Source organism: Xanthomonas sp. XNM01 (assembly GCF_014851915.1).
Classification (GTDB): domain Bacteria; phylum Pseudomonadota; class Gammaproteobacteria; order Xanthomonadales; family Xanthomonadaceae; genus Pseudoxanthomonas.
The window spans coordinates 579,972-596,840 of record NZ_JACVAP010000003.1; the positions used below are offsets into that span (position 1 = coordinate 579,972).

15 protein-coding genes are annotated in these 16,869 nt (G+C 71.2%); 9 read left to right on the top strand and 6 right to left on the bottom strand.

What is annotated here, in order from left to right; translation table 11 throughout:
* Positions 1-28: 28 nt before the first annotated feature.
* Positions 29-808 (top strand): transcriptional repressor AgaR, encoded by a 780-nt coding sequence (agaR, locus tag IB242_RS13845; RefSeq protein ID WP_192280345.1) that lies wholly within the window; start codon positions 29-31, stop codon positions 806-808.
* A 175-nt stretch (positions 809-983) separates the two neighbouring features.
* Here agaR and IB242_RS13850 read toward each other — a convergent pair whose 3' ends face one another.
* Positions 984-2,108: an amidohydrolase family protein gene (locus IB242_RS13850; protein WP_192280346.1), complete on the bottom strand. Its 1,125-nt coding sequence runs from the start codon at positions 2,106-2,108 to the stop codon at positions 984-986.
* A 122-nt stretch (positions 2,109-2,230) separates the two neighbouring features.
* Here IB242_RS13850 and IB242_RS13855 point away from each other — a divergent pair, with 122 nt between their 5' ends.
* Genes IB242_RS13855 through IB242_RS13875 form a run of 5 tightly spaced genes read left to right on the top strand, consistent with a single transcriptional unit; the run spans position 2,231 to position 8,643 of the window.
* On the top strand, positions 2,231-4,327 hold the full coding sequence (locus tag IB242_RS13855) for a glycoside hydrolase family 36 protein (protein WP_192280349.1): 2,097 nt from the start codon (positions 2,231-2,233) through the stop codon (positions 4,325-4,327).
* Entirely contained in the window at positions 4,324-5,235 is a 912-nt protein-coding gene (locus IB242_RS13860; RefSeq protein WP_192280352.1) for a DMT family transporter, read from the top strand. Before IB242_RS13855 ends, IB242_RS13860 begins: the two co-directional genes overlap by 4 nt.
* A 27-nt stretch (positions 5,236-5,262) precedes the next feature.
* Positions 5,263-6,552: a D-tagatose-bisphosphate aldolase, class II, non-catalytic subunit gene (locus IB242_RS13865; protein ID WP_192280355.1), complete on the top strand. Its 1,290-nt coding sequence runs from the start codon at positions 5,263-5,265 to the stop codon at positions 6,550-6,552.
* Positions 6,539-7,699 (top strand): SIS domain-containing protein, encoded by a 1,161-nt coding sequence (locus IB242_RS13870; RefSeq protein WP_192280358.1) that lies wholly within the window; start codon positions 6,539-6,541, stop codon positions 7,697-7,699. Before IB242_RS13865 ends, IB242_RS13870 begins: the two co-directional genes overlap by 14 nt.
* Positions 7,696-8,643, top strand: coding sequence for a BadF/BadG/BcrA/BcrD ATPase family protein (locus tag IB242_RS13875; RefSeq protein ID WP_192280361.1), 948 nt, complete (start codon positions 7,696-7,698; stop codon positions 8,641-8,643). The genes IB242_RS13870 and IB242_RS13875 overlap by 4 nt, the downstream gene beginning before the upstream one ends.
* 88 nt (positions 8,644-8,731) lie before the next feature.
* On the opposite strand, the gene IB242_RS13880 is transcribed toward IB242_RS13875, so the two are convergent.
* The 4 genes from IB242_RS13880 to IB242_RS13895 form a co-directional block, all read right to left on the bottom strand.
* Complete coding sequence (locus IB242_RS13880; RefSeq protein WP_192280364.1) at positions 8,732-9,610, bottom strand: GAF domain-containing protein; 879 nt, start codon at positions 9,608-9,610, stop codon at positions 8,732-8,734.
* Between the two features lie 98 nt (positions 9,611-9,708).
* Positions 9,709-10,971 (bottom strand): NAD(P)/FAD-dependent oxidoreductase, encoded by a 1,263-nt coding sequence (locus IB242_RS13885; RefSeq protein ID WP_192280367.1) that lies wholly within the window; start codon positions 10,969-10,971, stop codon positions 9,709-9,711.
* On the bottom strand, positions 10,968-11,159 hold the full coding sequence (locus IB242_RS13890; RefSeq protein WP_192280370.1) for a hypothetical protein: 192 nt from the start codon (positions 11,157-11,159) through the stop codon (positions 10,968-10,970). The genes IB242_RS13885 and IB242_RS13890 overlap by 4 nt, the downstream gene beginning before the upstream one ends.
* Positions 11,160-11,221: 62 nt before the next feature.
* Positions 11,222-12,031 carry a polysaccharide deacetylase family protein gene (locus IB242_RS13895; RefSeq protein WP_192280373.1) on the bottom strand — a complete coding sequence of 270 codons (810 nt, stop codon included), beginning with the start codon at positions 12,029-12,031 and terminating at the stop codon, positions 11,222-11,224.
* 111 nt (positions 12,032-12,142) lie between these two features.
* Between IB242_RS13895 and IB242_RS13900 the strand changes: the two genes are divergently transcribed.
* Genes IB242_RS13900 through IB242_RS20670 form a run of 3 tightly spaced genes read left to right on the top strand, consistent with a single transcriptional unit; the run spans position 12,143 to position 15,548 of the window.
* Positions 12,143-14,278 (top strand): TonB-dependent receptor, encoded by a 2,136-nt coding sequence (locus tag IB242_RS13900; protein ID WP_192280376.1) that lies wholly within the window; start codon positions 12,143-12,145, stop codon positions 14,276-14,278.
* Positions 14,278-15,429, top strand: a complete 1,152-nt coding sequence (locus IB242_RS13905; RefSeq protein ID WP_192280379.1) for a PepSY-associated TM helix domain-containing protein — start codon at positions 14,278-14,280, stop codon at positions 15,427-15,429. The genes IB242_RS13900 and IB242_RS13905 overlap by 1 nt, the downstream gene beginning before the upstream one ends.
* Complete coding sequence (locus tag IB242_RS20670; protein ID WP_255523463.1) at positions 15,426-15,548, top strand: hypothetical protein; 123 nt, start codon at positions 15,426-15,428, stop codon at positions 15,546-15,548. Before IB242_RS13905 ends, IB242_RS20670 begins: the two co-directional genes overlap by 4 nt.
* A 153-nt stretch (positions 15,549-15,701) precedes the next feature.
* Here IB242_RS20670 and IB242_RS20500 read toward each other — a convergent pair whose 3' ends face one another.
* Positions 15,702-16,175: an ATP-binding protein gene (locus tag IB242_RS20500; RefSeq protein WP_225540662.1), complete on the bottom strand. Its 474-nt coding sequence runs from the start codon at positions 16,173-16,175 to the stop codon at positions 15,702-15,704.
* Positions 16,176-16,869 lie beyond the last annotated feature (694 nt).

Genomic DNA, 16,869 nt, shown 5'->3' on the forward strand with positions numbered 1-16,869 from the left:
ATACTTTCGGCACACGGATGGAGCCACCATGACCGCACGCCGCGACACCAGCCAACGCCGTCTGCAGATCAGCGAGCTCGTGCGCCAGCACGGAAGCGTGCAGGTGGCGACGCTGGCGGACCGGTTCGGGGTCAGCGTGCAGACCGTGCGCAAGGACCTGCGCTACCTGGCCGAACGCGGCGTGATGGCCCGCGCCTACGGCGGGGCGATCGACAGCAGCGTGGTCGGCGGCCCGGTGGCCGAGCCGGCCTACGAGGCCAAGCGCACCGTGCATCTGGACGAGAAGCGCCGGATCGGCAGGCGTGCCGCGACCCTGGTCAAGGCCGGCGACATCATCGCGATCGACTCGGGCACCACCGCGATCCAGCTGGCCGAGGCGCTGCCCAACATCGAGGTGACCGTGGTCACCAACGATTTCGGCGTGCTGACCGCACTGACCCCCAAGAGCAACATCCACATCGTGATGCTCGGCGGCGAGCTGCGCCGCAAGAACATGGCCTTCTACGGCGGCCTGACCGTCGATGCGCTCGACGCGCTGCACGTGGACGTGGTGTTCCTGGGCGTGGACGGCTTCGATCTGGAGCGCGGCATCACCACCCACCACGAGCCCGAGGCGATGCTCAACCGCAAGATGGTCGAGGCCGCGCGCAAGGTGGTGGCGATCACCGACAGCTCGAAGTTCGGCCGCATCTGCCTGCACCGGATCATCCCGGTGTCCGGCCTGGATGCGCTGATCACCGACAACGGCACGCCCGACGAACTGCGCGAGGCGGTGCGCCAGCTCGGCGTGGACCTGCAGCTGGCCTGAGCCCGCCGCCGCAGGTCGGGATCGGGCGAGCGCCCCTTCCGGACGACCGCGCCATGCGAGACCTCCACTGGAGGCCGACCGCGATGCATCCGCCCAGCGCAGCGCCGCAGCGGCGTGATGGCGGTCGGGGCCAGGCTTCCTCCTGCAGGAGCGGCTGCAGCAGGCGGACACGGCCTCAGCGCGCACCTGCGCCGAACACCCGCGCCGCGTTGCCGTAGTAGACCTTGTCGATCACCGTGCGCGGCAGCGCGAGACCCGGCACGTCGGCACGGATCGTGTCGATCCGCTGCACGCCATCGGTCGCCAGGAACATCCAGTCCGAGCGCCAGACATCGTGCGCCGCGGCCTTGAACGCCGCCGGATCGCCGGCCGGATCCTGGGTCAGGTCGGTGCCGTACAACAGCCGGTCCTGGTAGGCGATGAAGAAGTCGCGGACCTTGGCCGGCTCGCGCACCGCCTGGTACTGGACCTGGGCCATGCGCGCGGCCAGGTCGACGGTCGCATCCGGAAACCGGTCCAGGAACGCGCCCAGGCGCTCCACATCCCATTCCAGGCTGGCCATGTGCGCACCGACGAAGCGCAGCTGCGGATGCGCGGCCAGGAAGCGGTCGCGCACCGCCATGTGGTCCTCGTAGCCGGGCTGATCCGGCTGCAGGTACATGTGGTACTCGGGATGGTTGCCGAAGTACTCGCGGTCGTTGTCGGTGGTCATCTGCTCCAGCGGCAGCCAGCAGTTGTGCGGCTCGCCCTGGTGGCCGATCAGCGGGATGCCCAGCGCCTGGATCCGCTGCACCACCGGCTCCAGGCCGGGATGGTCGAGCATGATCAGGCGGCCATCGGCGTCCTTCTCGACCATGCCGATGTTCTTCCAGATCTTGACCGCGCGCGCGCCGCTGGCGACCTCGGCCGCCAGCGCATTGCCGGTGGCCTGGGCCCAGCCGGCATCGCCGAAGCCCTGCATGGTGAAGGTCGCGGCCCAGTGGAAACGGGCCGGGTCGGCGGCGGCCTGCTTCAGCGCGATCGCGTGCTGGTCGGCCACCGGCGGGAACGCCGGGTAATCGACATTGATCGACAGCAGCTCGAATCCATCGGACCGCGCCTGCTCGAGGAAGGCCGTCGAATCGGCATTGGCGTGCACATGCGCATCGAACTTGCGCACCGAGGCGAAGTCGTCCATCGCATAGGTCGTGGTGTCGGGGGCGGGCGGCGCTGCGACGGGTTGCGCGGGCGGCTGGCCGCGACCGCAGGCGGCGAGCAGACAGGCCGCCAGGGCCACCGGAACAGTGCTGGACAGACGCATGCCTCACCTCGGCTCAGTTTCTAAACGAAACCTTTCTAACACATAACGAAAGAAAATTGTTGCAGCGGTTCGGCGTTCGGGGCAGACTCCGGCGAAACCGACCGAAAGGGGAAAGCCAGCCCATGCTGCCGATCCGTCGCCGCACCGTTCTCAAGCTCGTCTCCGGCAGTGCCGCCTATGCCGCCGCCCTGCCGCTGGTCCAGGCCGCCATCCCCGCCAGCACCGCCGCATCCCGCGCGGTCGCAAACGACAGCCTGTTGTCGGTCGAGTTCGATCACGCGCTGAAGACCCGGATCTCGGCGAAGGGCCAGGCGATCACCGGCTTCGACGCCAGCGAGGCGCTGCTGCTGGCAAACGGCAGTACGGTCGAGGACTTCGCCTTCGTCGACGAACGGATCGAACGCGTGCGCGACCGCCGCCACGGCCCCGGCCGCCGCCACACCGTGCGCGGCCGCGCCGGCAACGGCGTCGAGAAGACCGTGATCCTGACCTTCCACGAGCGCCATCCCGGCATGGCCCTGCTGCAGACGCGCTATCTCAATGCGGGCGCCGCGCCGCTGGAGATCGCCGGCTGGCGCAACGGCGCGCATGCGATGGCCGATGCCGGCGACGGCTTCTGGAGCTTCTCCGGCGCCACCCACACCGACCGCCGCGACTGGGTACAGCCGCTGGGCGAAGGCTTCGACCAGCGCAACACGCTGGCGATGGATTCCTCCGACTACGGCGGAGGCACGCCGGTGGCCAACATCTGGCGCCGCGATGTCGGCCTGGCGGTCGGCCATGTCGAACCCAAGCCGCGCCTGCTCGACCTGCCGGTCGCGCGCAGCGACGACGGTGGCGCCCGCATCGCGATCGAAAGCACCCGCGCCGACACGCTCGCGCCCGGCGCCAGCCTGGCCAGCGACCGGACCTTCATCAGCGTGCACACCGGCGATTACTTCGCCGCCCTGCTGCACTACACCCGCTACATGGCCGACGAGGGCATCGCCGCGCCCGAAGTGCCGGCCTCGGCGTTCGCGCCGATCTGGTGCGCCTGGGGCTACGAGCGCGACTTCACCACCGAGCAGGTGCTGGGCACGCTGCCGAAGGTGAAGGAGCTGGGCTTCGAATGGGTGGTGCTGGACGACGGTTGGCAGACCAACGAGGGCGACTGGCGGATCGACACGCGCAAGTTCCCGCGCGGCGAGGACGACATGCGCGCCTTCGTGCAGGCGATCAAGGCCCAGGGCCTGCGCGCGCGCCTGTGGCTGGCACCGCTGGCGGCCGATCCCGGCAGCGAAGTGCTGTACCGCCACACCGACATGCTGCTGCTGGACCGGGACGGCGCCAGCCAGAACGTGACCTGGTGGAACGCCTTCACCCAGTGCCCGGGCTACCAGCCGACCGTGGATTTCTACGTGGCGCTGGTGAAGAAGGCGATCGGCGACTGGGGCTTCGAAGGCCTGAAGCTGGACGGCCAGCACCTGAACGCCGTCGCGCCCTGCTACAACCCCGCCCACAACCACGCCGACCCGATGGAGTCCTGCGAGGCGGTGGCCACGTTCTGGCAGGCCATCCATGACGCCGCGCACGAGGCCAACCCGGATGCAGTGGTCGAACTGTGCCCCTGCGGCACCGCGTTCGCCTTCCACAACATGCCGGCGACCGACCAGTACCCCTCGTCCGATCCGCTGTCCTCGTGGCAGGTGCGGCACAAGGGCAAGACGATCAAGGCGCTGATCGGAAAGCGCGGCAGCTACGCCGGCGACCACGTCGAGCTGGCCGATGGCGGCCGCGACTTCGCCTCCAGCGTCGGCATCGGCGCGGTGATCTCGACCAAGTTCACCTGGCCGCACGACATCCCCGACCCGAAGCTGGCGATGCCGCCGGGCGGCCTGGTGCTGAATCCTGAAAAGGAAGCGCTGTGGCGCAAGTGGATCGACCTGTACCGCGCGCACATGCTGCCGCAGGGCGACTACCTGGGCACGCTGTACGACATCGGCTTCGACAGGCCCGAGACCCATGTGATCGGAAAGGACGGCGCGCTGTACTACGCGTTCTACGCCGAGCAGTGGGACGGCCCGCTGCAGCTGCGTGGCCTCGGCCGTGGCCGCTACCGGGTGCGCGACCTGTTCAACGGCACCGATTTCGGCAGTGTCGACGCGCGCAGCAACACCCTGGCCTCCGCTCCGTTCCAGAGCTTCCTGCTGCTGCAGGCCACGCCGGAAGGTGCCGCATGAGCACGGTTGCCGCCGCGCCCACCGGCCACCGCGCGTGGCTGTGGTTCGCACTGTCCACGGTGCTGCTGTGGGGCGTCTGGGGCACGCTGTCCGGGCTGACCGCCAGCCCGGCCTTTCCCGAGACCCTGGTGTACTGCGTGTGGGCGCTGACGATGGTGCCGCCGACGCTGTTCATCCTGTGGCGCAACGGCTGGACGATCGACCGCAGCCCGCGCGCGATCTGGTACGGGATGATGATCGGCCTGCTCGGCGCAGGCGGGCAGATGCTGCTGTTCAAGGCGCTGGCCAGCGGCCCGGCCTACTTCATCTTCCCGATCATCTCGCTGTCGCCGGTGATCACCATCGCACTGTCCTTCAGCCTGCTGCGCGAGCGCACCACGCGGATCGGCGCGGTCGGCGTCGCGCTGGCCCTGCTCGCGCTGCCGCTGCTGGACCTGTCGTTCGACAACGCTGGTGCCGAAGGCCTGGGCTGGTTCGTGCTGTCGCTGCTGATCATGGCGGCGTGGGGCGTGCAGGCCTACTTCATGAAGCGCGCCAACACCGTGGTGCGAGCCGAAAGCATCTTCTTCTACATGACCGTCGGCGCGCTGGTGCTGGCGCCGGTGGCCTGGCGGATGACCGATTTCAGCCAGCCGATCGCCACCGGACTGGACGGGCCGTGGCTGGTCGCGGCGGTGCAGGTGCTCAATGCGGTCGGTGCGCTGTGCCTGGTGTATGCGTTCCGCTACGGCAAGGCGATCGTGGTCGCGCCGCTGACCAATGCCGGCGGCCCGCTGATCACCGCGGTGCTGTCGCTGATCCTGGCCGGCGTGGTGCCGGGCCCACTGAAGATCGTCGGCCTGGTGATGGCGCTGATCGCCTCGGTGCTGCTGGCGCTGGAGCCGGAACGCGACAGCCCGGCCGACTGAAGACTCCCCCAAAGAAAGAGAATCGCGATGCACGCCCTGCTCGACCTGGTCGCGCGCCACAAGCGCGGTGATGCCGTCGGCATCACCTCCATCTGCTGCGCTCATCCGCTGGTGCTGGAGGCCTCGCTGCGCCATGCGCAGCGCCACGCCCTGCCGCTGGTCCTGATCGAGGCCACCTGCAACCAGGTCAACCAGGAGGGCGGCTATACCGGCATGACCCCGGCCGACTTCGTCGGTTTCGTCCACGGCATCGCCGCACGGGTCGGCTTCGACCCGGCGCGGATCGCGCTCGGCGGCGACCACCTGGGCCCGAATCCGTGGACCGCGCTCGATGGCGACGCGGCGATGGCCAGGGCCGAAGTGATGGTCGCTGCGTATGTCGTCGCCGGTTTCCGCAAGATCCACCTGGACTGCTCGATGTCCTGTGCCGGCGATCCGGTGCCGCTGCCCGAACCGGTGATCGTCGAACGCGCGGTGCGCCTGTGCCGCGCGGCCGAGGCCGCGTACGCGCAGGCCGGCGGCGAACCGCCGGTATACGTGATCGGCACCGAAGTGCCGGTGCCGGGCGGCGCCACCGAGGACATCGAAGGCCTGCAGGTGACCACGCCGGCCGCCGCGCTGGCGACGATCGACGCGCACCGCGTCGCCTTCGCCGACGCCGGCCTGCAGGACGCATGGACGCGGGTGATCGCCTCGGTGGTGCAACCAGGCGTGGAGTTCGACCACCACCAGGTGATCGACTACGCGCCGGCCGATGCGCGCGCGCTCAGCGACGCGATCGCCGATGCGCCCGGCCTGGTGTTCGAGGCGCATTCGACCGACTACCAGACCCGCGACGCGCTGGCCGCCCTGGTCCGCGACCACTTCGCGATCCTCAAGGTCGGCCCTGGCCTGACCTTCGCGCTGCGCGAGGCGCTGTGGGCGCTGGATGCGATCGAGCGCGAATGGATCGCCCCGGAACGGCGCGCCAACCTGCGCGACACCGCGCTGGCCCGCCTGCGCGAACAGCCCGGCTACTGGCAGCGCTACTACCACAGCCAGGGCGAGGCGCTGACGATCGACCTGCAGTACAGCCTCAGCGACCGCATCCGCTACTACTGGCCCGATCCGCTGATCGACGCCGCCTGCCAGCGCCTGTTCGCCAACCTGCGCGACACCCCGCCCCCGATGCCGCTGGTCGGCCAGTACCTGCCGCAGGCGCTGCGCGCGCTGCGCGCCGGCCACGCCCCGCTCGACCCGGCCGCTCTCGTGATGGCCCACATCGCAACCACCCTCGACGACTACCTCCATGCATGCCTCCCCCATGACCAGCACTGAGCACCTCGGCATTCCCGAGGCGGACCTGTCCGCCAGCGGCGCGCTGTGGACCGCGCGCGAGATCGAGCAGCAGCCGCGCATGCTCGCCCGCACCCACGCCCTGGTCAGCGACCTCGCCGCGCAGCTCGCCGCGTTCGCCGGTCCAGTCACCGGCAATCCGGCCGCGCGGGTGATCCTCACCGGCGCCGGCACCTCGTCCTACATCGGCGAGTGCCTGGCGCCGCTGCTGGACCGCCAGCTCGCCGCGCGGGTCGACGCGGTCGCCACCACCGACATCGTCAGCGCGCCGCGGCTGTACCTGGATCCGGCCCAGCCGTTGCTGCTGGTCTCGTTCGGCCGCTCCGGCAACAGCCCCGAGAGCGTGGCCGCGGTCGAACTGGCCGAGGCGCTGGTCGCCGACGTGCGCCACCTGGTCGTCACCTGCAACGCCGAAGGCGCGCTCGGCCGGGTCGCGGTGCGCCAGGCGATGACCGTGCTGCTGCCGGAAGAGACCCACGACGTCAGCTTCGCGATGACCTCCAGCTTCAGCTGCATGATGTACGCCACGCTGGCCGCACTCAGCGGCCCGGCGACGCTGGACGCGCGCATCAGCGCGATCACCGCGGCCACCACCCGCGTGCTCGAGAACGCGCGCGGGCTGACCCAGGAACTGGCGCTGCACGGCTTCGACCGCGTGGTCTACCTCGGCAGCGCGCTGTTCAAGGGCCTGTCGCGCGAGGCCGCGCTGAAACTCGGCGAGCTGACCAATGGCGGCGTCGCGACCTGCTTCGAATCGCCGATGGGCTTCCGTCATGGCCCCAAGACCTTCGTCACCGCGCGCACGCTGGTGTTCGTGTTCGTCTCCAACGACGCGCTGACCCGCCGCTACGACCTCGATCTGCTCGACGAACTGCGCGGCGACCGCGCCGCCGGACGCGTGATCGAGATCACCGCCGGCACGCCGCATGGCGACGCCCGCGACGCGGTGGTGGTGCCCGGTCTGGATGGCGCCGCCGATGTCGACCTGCTGTGGCCGTACGTGGCCGTGGCCCAGCTGTTCGCGTTCCACGCCTCGCGCGCCTCGGGCATCAGCCCGGACAGCCCGAACACGCAGGGCACGGTGAACCGCGTGGTCCAGGGCGTGCGCCTGCATCCGCTGGCCTCATGAGCACCGGCAGCGCCTATCTCGGCGTCGACGGCGGCGGCACCAAGACCCGCTTCGTGCTGGTCGATGCCGCCGGCAGCATCGTCGCGCAGACGCAGCGCGGCACCACCTACCACCCGCAGGTCGGGCTGGATGGGGTGCGTGCCATCCTCGCCGACGGCATCGGCGAGGTGCTGCAGCTGGCCGGTCTCGATGCGGCGGCGATCGGGCACGCCTTCTTCGGCCTGCCCGCGCACGGCGAGGACAGTGCGGTCACGCCGCAGCTGGATGCGATTCCGGCAGCGATCCTCGGCCACGACCGCTACACCTGCGGCAACGACATGGTCTGCGGCTGGGCCGGCTCGCTCGCCTGCGCCGACGGCATCAACATCGTCGCCGGCACCGGCTCGATCGGCTACGGCCAGCGCCAGGGCCGCGATGCCCGCGCCGGCGGCTGGGGCGAGGTGTTCTCCGACGAGGGCTCGGCCTACTGGATCGCGGTGCAGGGCCTGAACACCTATTCCAGGATGAGCGACGGCCGTCTGCCGCGCGGCCCGCTGCATGCGGCGTTCAACGCGCACTTCGCGCTGGGCGACGATCTCGACCTGTGCGCGCGGATCCATGGCGAGCACGCCTTCACCCGCGACCAGATCGCGCGCCTGTCGCTGCTGGTCGCGCAGGCCGCACGCGACGGCGACGCGATGGCCGCGGGCATCTACGCCCGCGCCGGGCAGGAGCTGGCGCTGATCGCCGACGCGCTGCGCCGCACCCTGGGCTTCGGCGAGGACGAGACCGTGCCGCTGTCGTGGTCGGGCGGCGCATTCAGCGCCGGTGCGCTGCTGCTGGATCCGTTCGAGGACGCATTGAAGGCCCGCTGCGTGGGCTTCGACCTGCGCATGCCGCTGCACGAGCCGCACTACGGCGCGGCGCTGTATGCGATGCGGTTGGCCGGCGACGCCGGATCCTGAGCTGCTGCACGGGCGGACCGTCGCGGCCCTGGTAGGAGCCGAGGGCCGGCGACGCCGGGCGCGCGGCCAGCGCGGGATCGCACCGTGATCAGGCGCCCGAGGCCGCCGCCACGCTGCAGGAGCCGGCCTCGCGCACGGGCGGGACCGTGGCGTCGCCCTCGTCCACGAGCTGCTGCCCGATCATCGTCGCCAGCATCTCCAGCGTGCGGATGGTTTCGGCATCCAGCAGCGCGGGCTCGGGGTCGAACGCGAACAGCGTGCCGAAGAAGCTGCCGTCACGGCGCACGATCGCCACCGACACGTAGCTCTCGAAGCCGTACATGGCCGGCGTGGGGTGCGCGGAATACACCGCATCGGCGCTGGCGCGATCGAAGAAGATGGTGCGCCGATGCTGGCGGATCTCGCTGCAGATCGTGGTGTCCAGGTCCAGTTCCTGCCCGGGACGCAGGCCGAACGCGAGCTGGTCGTGCACCGCGCAGGCGGTCCAGCGGTCGTCGGTGATGCGGGCGATGGCGACGAAGCGCATGCCGGTGGCGCGGCTCACCGTCTCCAGCAGCACCGGCACGCCGGGCATCTCCGCGATCGCGACCAGGTCGCGCAGCAGTGCTGGGGTCCGCGGCGTGCGCGGACGCGGCCAGGCCGATTCGTCCTCGCCGATCCCGACCACCATCCGCTGCTGCAGGCACTGCCGCGAGACGCGATGGACCAGTGCCTTGAGATCGGCGGCCAGCGCACGGCCGTCGCCCATCGCACCGACGGCGTTCACCGCGCGGCCGCTGACACCCAGCGCGCGCAGGCCATGGGCGGCGATGAAGGCATCGGCGTGTCCGCCGAACAGCTCCCGCCAGGCGGCCGACGGCGCGATGTCCAGCAGCACCATCAGCTCCTGTTCGCCGACCGCCCCGGATGCGGGGAGATCGACGCCGACGATGCCGGGGCAATGCGGATCGGTGGAAGGACGTGTCATGGGCCGAGAGTAGCATCGGCGATTCCGCACCGGATGCGCGGATCCGGCCACCTGGCGACGCGTTCAGTCTGCTGCCGGCCTGCGTACAGCCTGGCCGCTCAGGCCGGCGCAGCGGCCTGCACCGCGCCCGGCGTCGACGACGCGGCGGCCATCGCCTCGAGGAACGCCGGCTCCAGCGGCAGCGTGCCGAACACGCCGCGCTGCGTACCGGTCAGCACCCGCAGCATCTGGCCCCGCCCCGGCTGCACCCGTCCCATCGGCAGGAAGCTGATGTCGCGCAGCTGCGCGGCCAGATCGCCATCCGACTGGAACAGCGGCGTCAGCCAGCGGCTCCACAGCTGGTAGATCCAGACGTGCGCGCGGCGCTCGCGCTGGAAGACGGCCAGCGCCTGCGCGGGCGGCTGGGTGCGCAGCGCGCCGGCCAGCGCATCGGCGTCCATCAGCGCCATGTTCACGCCCTGGCCCAGCTGCGGGCTCATCGCATGCGCGGCGTCGCCGATCAGGACCACACGCCCGCCGTGCCAGCGCCGCATCAAGGTGTCGCGGTAACGGGCGCGCGCCAGCTGCGCCGCGTCGGCGATGCCGCCGAACACCGCCTCGGCCTCCGGCCACAGGCGGTGCAGCTCCTCGCGCCACGGTGCCAGCCCCTGCGCTTCCCAGTCGGCGAAGCGGTCGGTGCGCAGGCTCCAGAAGAAGCTGAGCCGCCGCGTCGGATCGGCCGGACAGCCACCGACCGGGAGCAGTCCGATCATCCGGCGCGCACCGACGTAGCGCTGACGCAGTTCATCCACGTGCGCCCAGTCGCCCGCGGGCAGCAGGCACCACAGCGCACCCCAGGGATACGGCCGGTCGATGCGCGGTGTGTCGACGTGGCCGCGCAGCAGCGATGCCGCGCCATCGGCCACGACCACCAGGTCGAACGGGCCGTGCGTGCGCCCATCGCGGTCCTGCAGTAGCCCGGCCTGCGCATCCACCGAGACGATCTCGTGCCCGGCCAGCAGCGACTGCGCGCGCCCGGCCCAGGCGTTGTCGAGCAGCGAGAACAACGCGCCCCGCTGCAGGCCGACGCCATACAGGCGCTCATCCAGGCCGGCGTAGCGCATGTCCATCACCGCGCGCCCGCACGGCGTGTCGCCGTACAGCCGCCTGACCGGTGCGCCATGCCGCAGCACCTGCTCGAGCAGGCCCATCTTCCACAGCACCTGCAGGCCGGTCGGCTGCAGCAGGAAACCGGCACCGACCGGCCCCGGCGACGGCACGCGCTCGAACACGCTGACCGCATGTCCGTCGCGCGACAGCAGCAACGCCGCCGCCTGGCCGGCACTGCCGTAGCCGACGATGGCGATGCGCAGGGGGGTCATGGTGTCGGCTCCGCGGCGCGGGAAGCCCCATCGCCATCGATCAGGCGCAGCAGGCGCGAGGCGATCCCCGGCGGCGTCGCATACATCGACACCGGTCCGTCCGGCAGTCCTGCGATGCGCGCTTCCAGCAGCGTGAAACCGAGTTCCTGCGAAGGTGCGTCCCTGTCCGCTGTCTGCTGCATCGTCATCCCTGTTCCGGCCGGCGAGCGGATGGTTTCAGGATCCGGCGCCGCTGCCAAGCCGGCCAGCGTCAGCGCGCCAGCCCACGTTGTTGCCGCACCCAGCGCATCTGCTCGATGAAGGTGGTGGTCCAGTAGCGGTCGCGATGCGCAGCCAGCCAGGCCAGCAGTTCCTCGTGCGCTTCGGCGCTGATGGCCAGATGGTCGCCGCCGATGCCATGGAAGGTGAAGTTGACCATCGTGCCGCGGCGGCCGGCCTCCTCCACCATCGCGATCAGGTCCGCGCCGCTGGCGCCGACCGGAGCGGTGACCGGCACCGCCAGCGGGTCCAGCGTGCGCAGGTCGTCGACGTGGGCGCCGCCGACCAGCTTGATCCCGACGAACAGGTCGCCGACCGCGGCGATGTAGTCGCCATCGGCCGCCTGACGGTCGCCGCAGGGCGCAGTGAAGCTGCGCTCGCTGTGCCCGTCCAGCGCCTGCAGCAGCGTGTTGGCGACGATCAGCTGGTCGCGCATCTGCGCGACGCTGGTGGCATCGAGGTCGCGCTGCGGCTGTACCCATGCGCGCCCGGGCCCCTTGCCCGAGCACTGGTGGAACAGGCTGTGGTTGCCGAGTTCATGGCCGTTGGCCGCGGCCGCGCGCCATTCCTGCATGCGCAACCGGACTGGCTCGGCGGACAGGGTCAGGTAGAAGCTGCCCTTCAGGCCGTGGCGGTCCAGCGCGGGGATGGCGGTGTCAAGCTGCGAATCGAGCGCGTCGTCGTAGGCCAGGCTGACCGCCGCACGGCGACCATCGGGCCAGGCGAACGCGGTCGGCCCGGCCGCGGTTGCAGGCAGCGTGACCGCCATCGCGACCAGCATCAGGGCCCATCTGCACCTCATGCGACGCCTCTTGCGTGGGCATCGGACCGGGCCGATGCGGTGGCGGCAGTGTATGTGGGGTGGTCGAAGATGCTACGCTTTGCGGCTGGTATTCATTCTCATTCGCAACCAATGCCCTCTTCCGTACCCCGCCTGTCCCTGCTCGCCAGCGCCCTGCTGCTGGCCTCCGCCCCTCTGCATGCGCAGGACGCGCGTTCGCCGGTCACCGAGCTCGATTCGGTCCAGGTCGTGGGCCGCGCCCAGACCCTGTACAAGGCCGACGATGCCGCGGTCGGCACCCGCACCGACACGCCGCTGGCGCTGGTGCCGCAGTCGGTGCAGGTGCTGCCGCGCGAACTGATCGACGACCAGGCCGCGCGCCAGGTCACCGACCTGTACCGCAGCATCAGCGGCATCAGCTTCTTCAGCTATGCCGGCGTGACCCTGCGCGGCTTCCGCCAGGAGAACGTGCTGTACGACGGGCTGCGCGGCGATCCCTACGCCGGCTTCTCGGTGCCGCAGCTGTTCAACATCGAGCGGGTCGAGGTGCTGAAGGGCCCGGCCGGCGCGCTGTACGGCGGCGGCGATGCCGGCGGCGTCATCAACTACGTGACCCGCAAGCCGCAGGCGCAGGCCCGCCGCCGGGTCGAGCTGCAGCTGGGCAATGCCGATTTCCTCGGCGGCTCGATCGAGGCCACCGGCCCGCTGACCGCCGATGGCGGCGTGCGCTACCGGCTCGGCGCCTATGCCGACAGCGAGGAGGGGGTGCGCTGGAACGCCGACAGCGAGAGCGTGATCGGCGATGCCTCGATCGCCTTCGACGTCGGCCAGACCGGCGAGCTGGTGCTGCAGTTCACCGACATCACCCAGAACCTGGGCGGCAACCGCCTGCGCGGCGTGCCGGTGAACGACGCCGGCCAGTTCCTGACCAGCCGCCGCTGGAACCACAACGAGGCCAGCGACTTCCTCGACATGCGCGCCAGGATCGCGCTGGCGCAGTACCGCTTCTCGCCGTCGCAGGCCTGGGACGTGGACGTGGCCGCACGCTGGTTCGAGAACAGCGAGCACCAGATCTACCACGAGCCGATGGGCCTGATCGACCGCGACCGCGACGGCGTGGCCGAGTGGATGACCCGGCAGCTGCGCAACCAGTACCGCGACAACGAGGGCTTCACCGCCAACGCCAACGCGGTCTGGCGCTTCTCCACCGGCGGCATCGACCACAAGCTGCTGTTCGGCGGCGACTGGTACCGGCTGGACGCGGACTTCCGCGCGCAGACCGCCAACAGCGCCGACCTGGCGCGCAACGCCGGCCCGGTGCCGGGCATCGACCTGTTCGCGCCGGTTTACGGGGTCACCTCGTTCCGCGATTACGGGCTGGCCGGCCTGCCGTGGCGCGACACCCACACCCGCGGGCTGCGCTACGGCGGCTACCTGCAGGACGAAGTCACGCTGACCCCGCGCTGGCACCTGCTCGCCGGCCTGCGCTGGGACGGCTTCGAGGACGAGGACCTGGTCAGCGGGCAACGCGTGGACGGCCACGACACCAGCTGGCGCCTGGGCAGCACCGTGGTCCTGCGCGAGGGCATCAACGCCTACGCCAGCCTGGCCAGCGGCTTCGTGCCGCAGTCCACCGCCAACCAGGACCCGACCGCGGGCGGACCGTTCGACGCCGAACAGAGCCGGCAGTGGGAGGTGGGCCTGAAGAGCGTCCTCGGCGGGCGCTACACCCTCAACACCGCGCTGTACCGGATCGAGCGCAGCAACATCGTGCAGGCCACCGGCGAAGTCGTCGGCGGGGTGAACCAGCTGGCCACGCTGGGGCTGGTCCGCAGCAAGGGCGTGGAAGTGGACCTGCTGGCCGACCTGACCGAACGCTGGGTGCTGAACCTGGCCTACGCCTACAACGACGCGCGCGTGGTCGATGCCGGCAGCGGCGGCATCACCAATGCCTCCGGCGACCGCTTCGCCAACGCGCCGCGCAACAAGCTCGGCCTGTGGACCCGCTACGACCTGCCGGCGATCGCCTCGGCGGTGGGCTTCGGCGCCGACTACACCGACGAGCGGATCAGCCTGGACGGGCAGCGGGTCAAGCCGTACACGGTGTTCGACCTGAGCTGGCAGACGCGCTGGAACGCCTGGCACTTCCAGGCCAACGTCAAGAACCTGTTCGACAAGGTCTATGCGGCCAGCGGCTTCACCGGCCGCACCGGCCACTTCCCCGGCGAACCGCGCCGGCTGTACCTGCAGGCGGCCTACACGTTCTGATGTCCGCCACCGCACGCCAGCCGACGCCAGCGACCAGCGCCAACGCGAAAGCCGCCAAGCCAGGCAAGGGCGGCGGCCGGCGCCTGTGGTTCGACCTGCACAGCTGGGTCGGCCTCAAGCTGTGCCTGTTCATGGGCTTCATCTGCCTGACCGGCACGCTGGCGGTGTTCGCCGCCGAGATCGACTGGCTGCTGCACCCGCAGATGCGGGTCACGCCGACCGACCAGCACGCCAGCTGGGGCACGCTGGTGGCGGCCGCGCAGCGCGCGCACCCGGACTGGGTGCTGGAAGGGCTGCGCGCGCCGCATGCCTCGCACTTCGCGGCCAAGGCGCAGATGCGCCGGCCCGATGGCCGCCGCCGCTTCGTCTGGATCGATCCGTACAGCGGCCAGGTGACCGGCGACACGCACTGGTTCAGCGCGCACCGGCTGCTGCGCAACACCCACCGCCACCTGATGATCCCGACGAAGTACGGCGTGCCGCTGGTGGCGGCGCTGTCGCTGCCGCTGCTGCTCTCGCTGCTCAGCAGCCTGTACATCTACAAGCGCTGGTGGCGCGGCTTCTTCAGCTGGCCGCGCGCGGACCGGCCGCGCCGGCTGTGGGGCGACGTGCATCGCCTGCTCGGGGTGTGGAGCCTGTGGTTCGTCGCGCTGATCGCACTGACCGGCGGCTGGTACCTGATCGAATCGCTGGGCGGCAAGGCGCCGCCGCAGCGGGACATCGCCCTGCCCGAGCCCGGGCCGACCGCCCCCGCCGATGCGGCCGCGATCGATCGTGCGGTCGCCACGCTGGGCGCGCAGTGGCCGGCGCTGGAGATCCGCGGCGTCGAGGTCAGCCCCGATGGCGGCGCGCTGGTGCTCGACGGGCAGGCACAGGCCTGGCTGGTACGCGACCGCGCCAACGTCGCCGGCATCGACCTGCGCGACGGCCGCCTGCTCGGCCGCCACGAAGGCGGCGAGCTCGGCGTGCACCAGCGCATCTCGGAGATGGCCGACCCGCTGCACTTCGGTAGTTTCGGCGGCTGGCCGGTGCGGCTGCTGTGGTTCCTGTTCGGTGCGGCGCTGACCGCGCTGAGCTTCACCGGCGTGTACCTGTACGGCCTGCGCGTGGCCGACGCGCTGCGCTCGGCGCAGAGGAGGAAGCCGGCATGAGCGGAAAACCCCGCGGCCCCTGGGCGCTGGCCTGGCACGGCATGGGCCGCTGGCGCTGGCTGTGGCTGGCGCTGCTGCTGGTGTGGCTGTACCTGATGCCGGGCGAGTTCGCGAAGTAGGCCTGCCTGCGTCGGCCCGCGATGCCGGCACGCGCCGGCGTGGAGCCGCAGCAACCGGCGGGATGCCGACACGACCACCGTCGGTTCCTGCGCGCGCGGCTGCATGTGCCGCGATCGACCGCCGCTGCCGGCATGCGCTGCCGGCCAGGGCAGTCAGTCCGCCGGCAGCCGGATCTCGGCCACGCTGCCGGCGCCGTCCTCGCGCGGCAGCAGCTCCAGCGTGCCCTGCTGGGCCTCGACGATCTGCCGCGACAGCACCAGCCCGATGCCCGAGCCGCCGGGCTTGGTGGTGAAGAACGGCACGAACAGGCTGTCGCTGGACGGCAGGCCCTGGCCGCGGTCGAGCACGCGGATCAGCACCTGCGCCCCGGCACGCACCGCCTCGACCCGCACCGGCGCGTCGCCGCCGGCCTCCAGCGCGTTGCGCACGAGGTTGATCAGCACCTGTTCGAGCTGGTCGGCATCGGCGCTGACGACCAGGGTCGGATCGATGTCGACCGCGATCCGTGCCGCGTCGAGCAGCGGCAGCACCCGCTCGCACAGCGGCGCCAGCGCGGTCGCGGCCGGCTGCGGCGGCGGCAGCCGCGCCAGCCGCGCGTAGCCGGCCAGGAAGCGCTGCAGCGCCAGGCTGCGCTGCTCGATCAGCTGCAGGCCGCCCTGCAGGTCCTCGCGCAGTTCCGGCTCCAGTCCGGGCGGCAGCAGCCGCGCCAGGGTGTCGGCCATCGAGGCGATCGGGGCCAGCGAGTTGTTGGTCTCGTGGCTGAGCACGCGCAGCAGGCGCCGGAACGCCTGCGCCTCCTCGTCGCGCAGCGCGCGCTCCATCGGCTGCAGCACCAGCAGCCGCCCGGCCTGGCTGCGGCTGCGCAGGCTGGCGTGCGCGACCTGCCAGCGACCCTGCTGTCCGGGAAACGCATGCGCGTGGATCTGTCCACTGTCCACCGCGAACAGCGGCGCCAGTCCCAGTTCCTCCGCGCTGCGGCCGAGCAGCGCGCCGGCGTTCTGCCCCAACAGGCGCTCGCCGGCGGGATTGACCAGGCGCAGGCGCTGGTCCTGCTCGAACGCGAACACCGCACCATCCAGCGCGGCCAGGGTCTTGCTCAGCAGCTGCAGGCTTTCGTGCGCATCGCGCTGTTCGTCCTGCAGCCGCTGCGCGAGCAGGTTGAAGCGCTGCATCACCCGCGCGACCTCGCCGCCGGCGGCGGGCGCCGCGCGCGCGCCGTAGTCGCCTTCGTGCAGTGCATCCAGCAGGCCGCCGAGCGTGCGCAGACGCAGGCCGTCGCGATGCCGCTGCCAGCGCCACACCACCCAGGTCAGCAGCAGC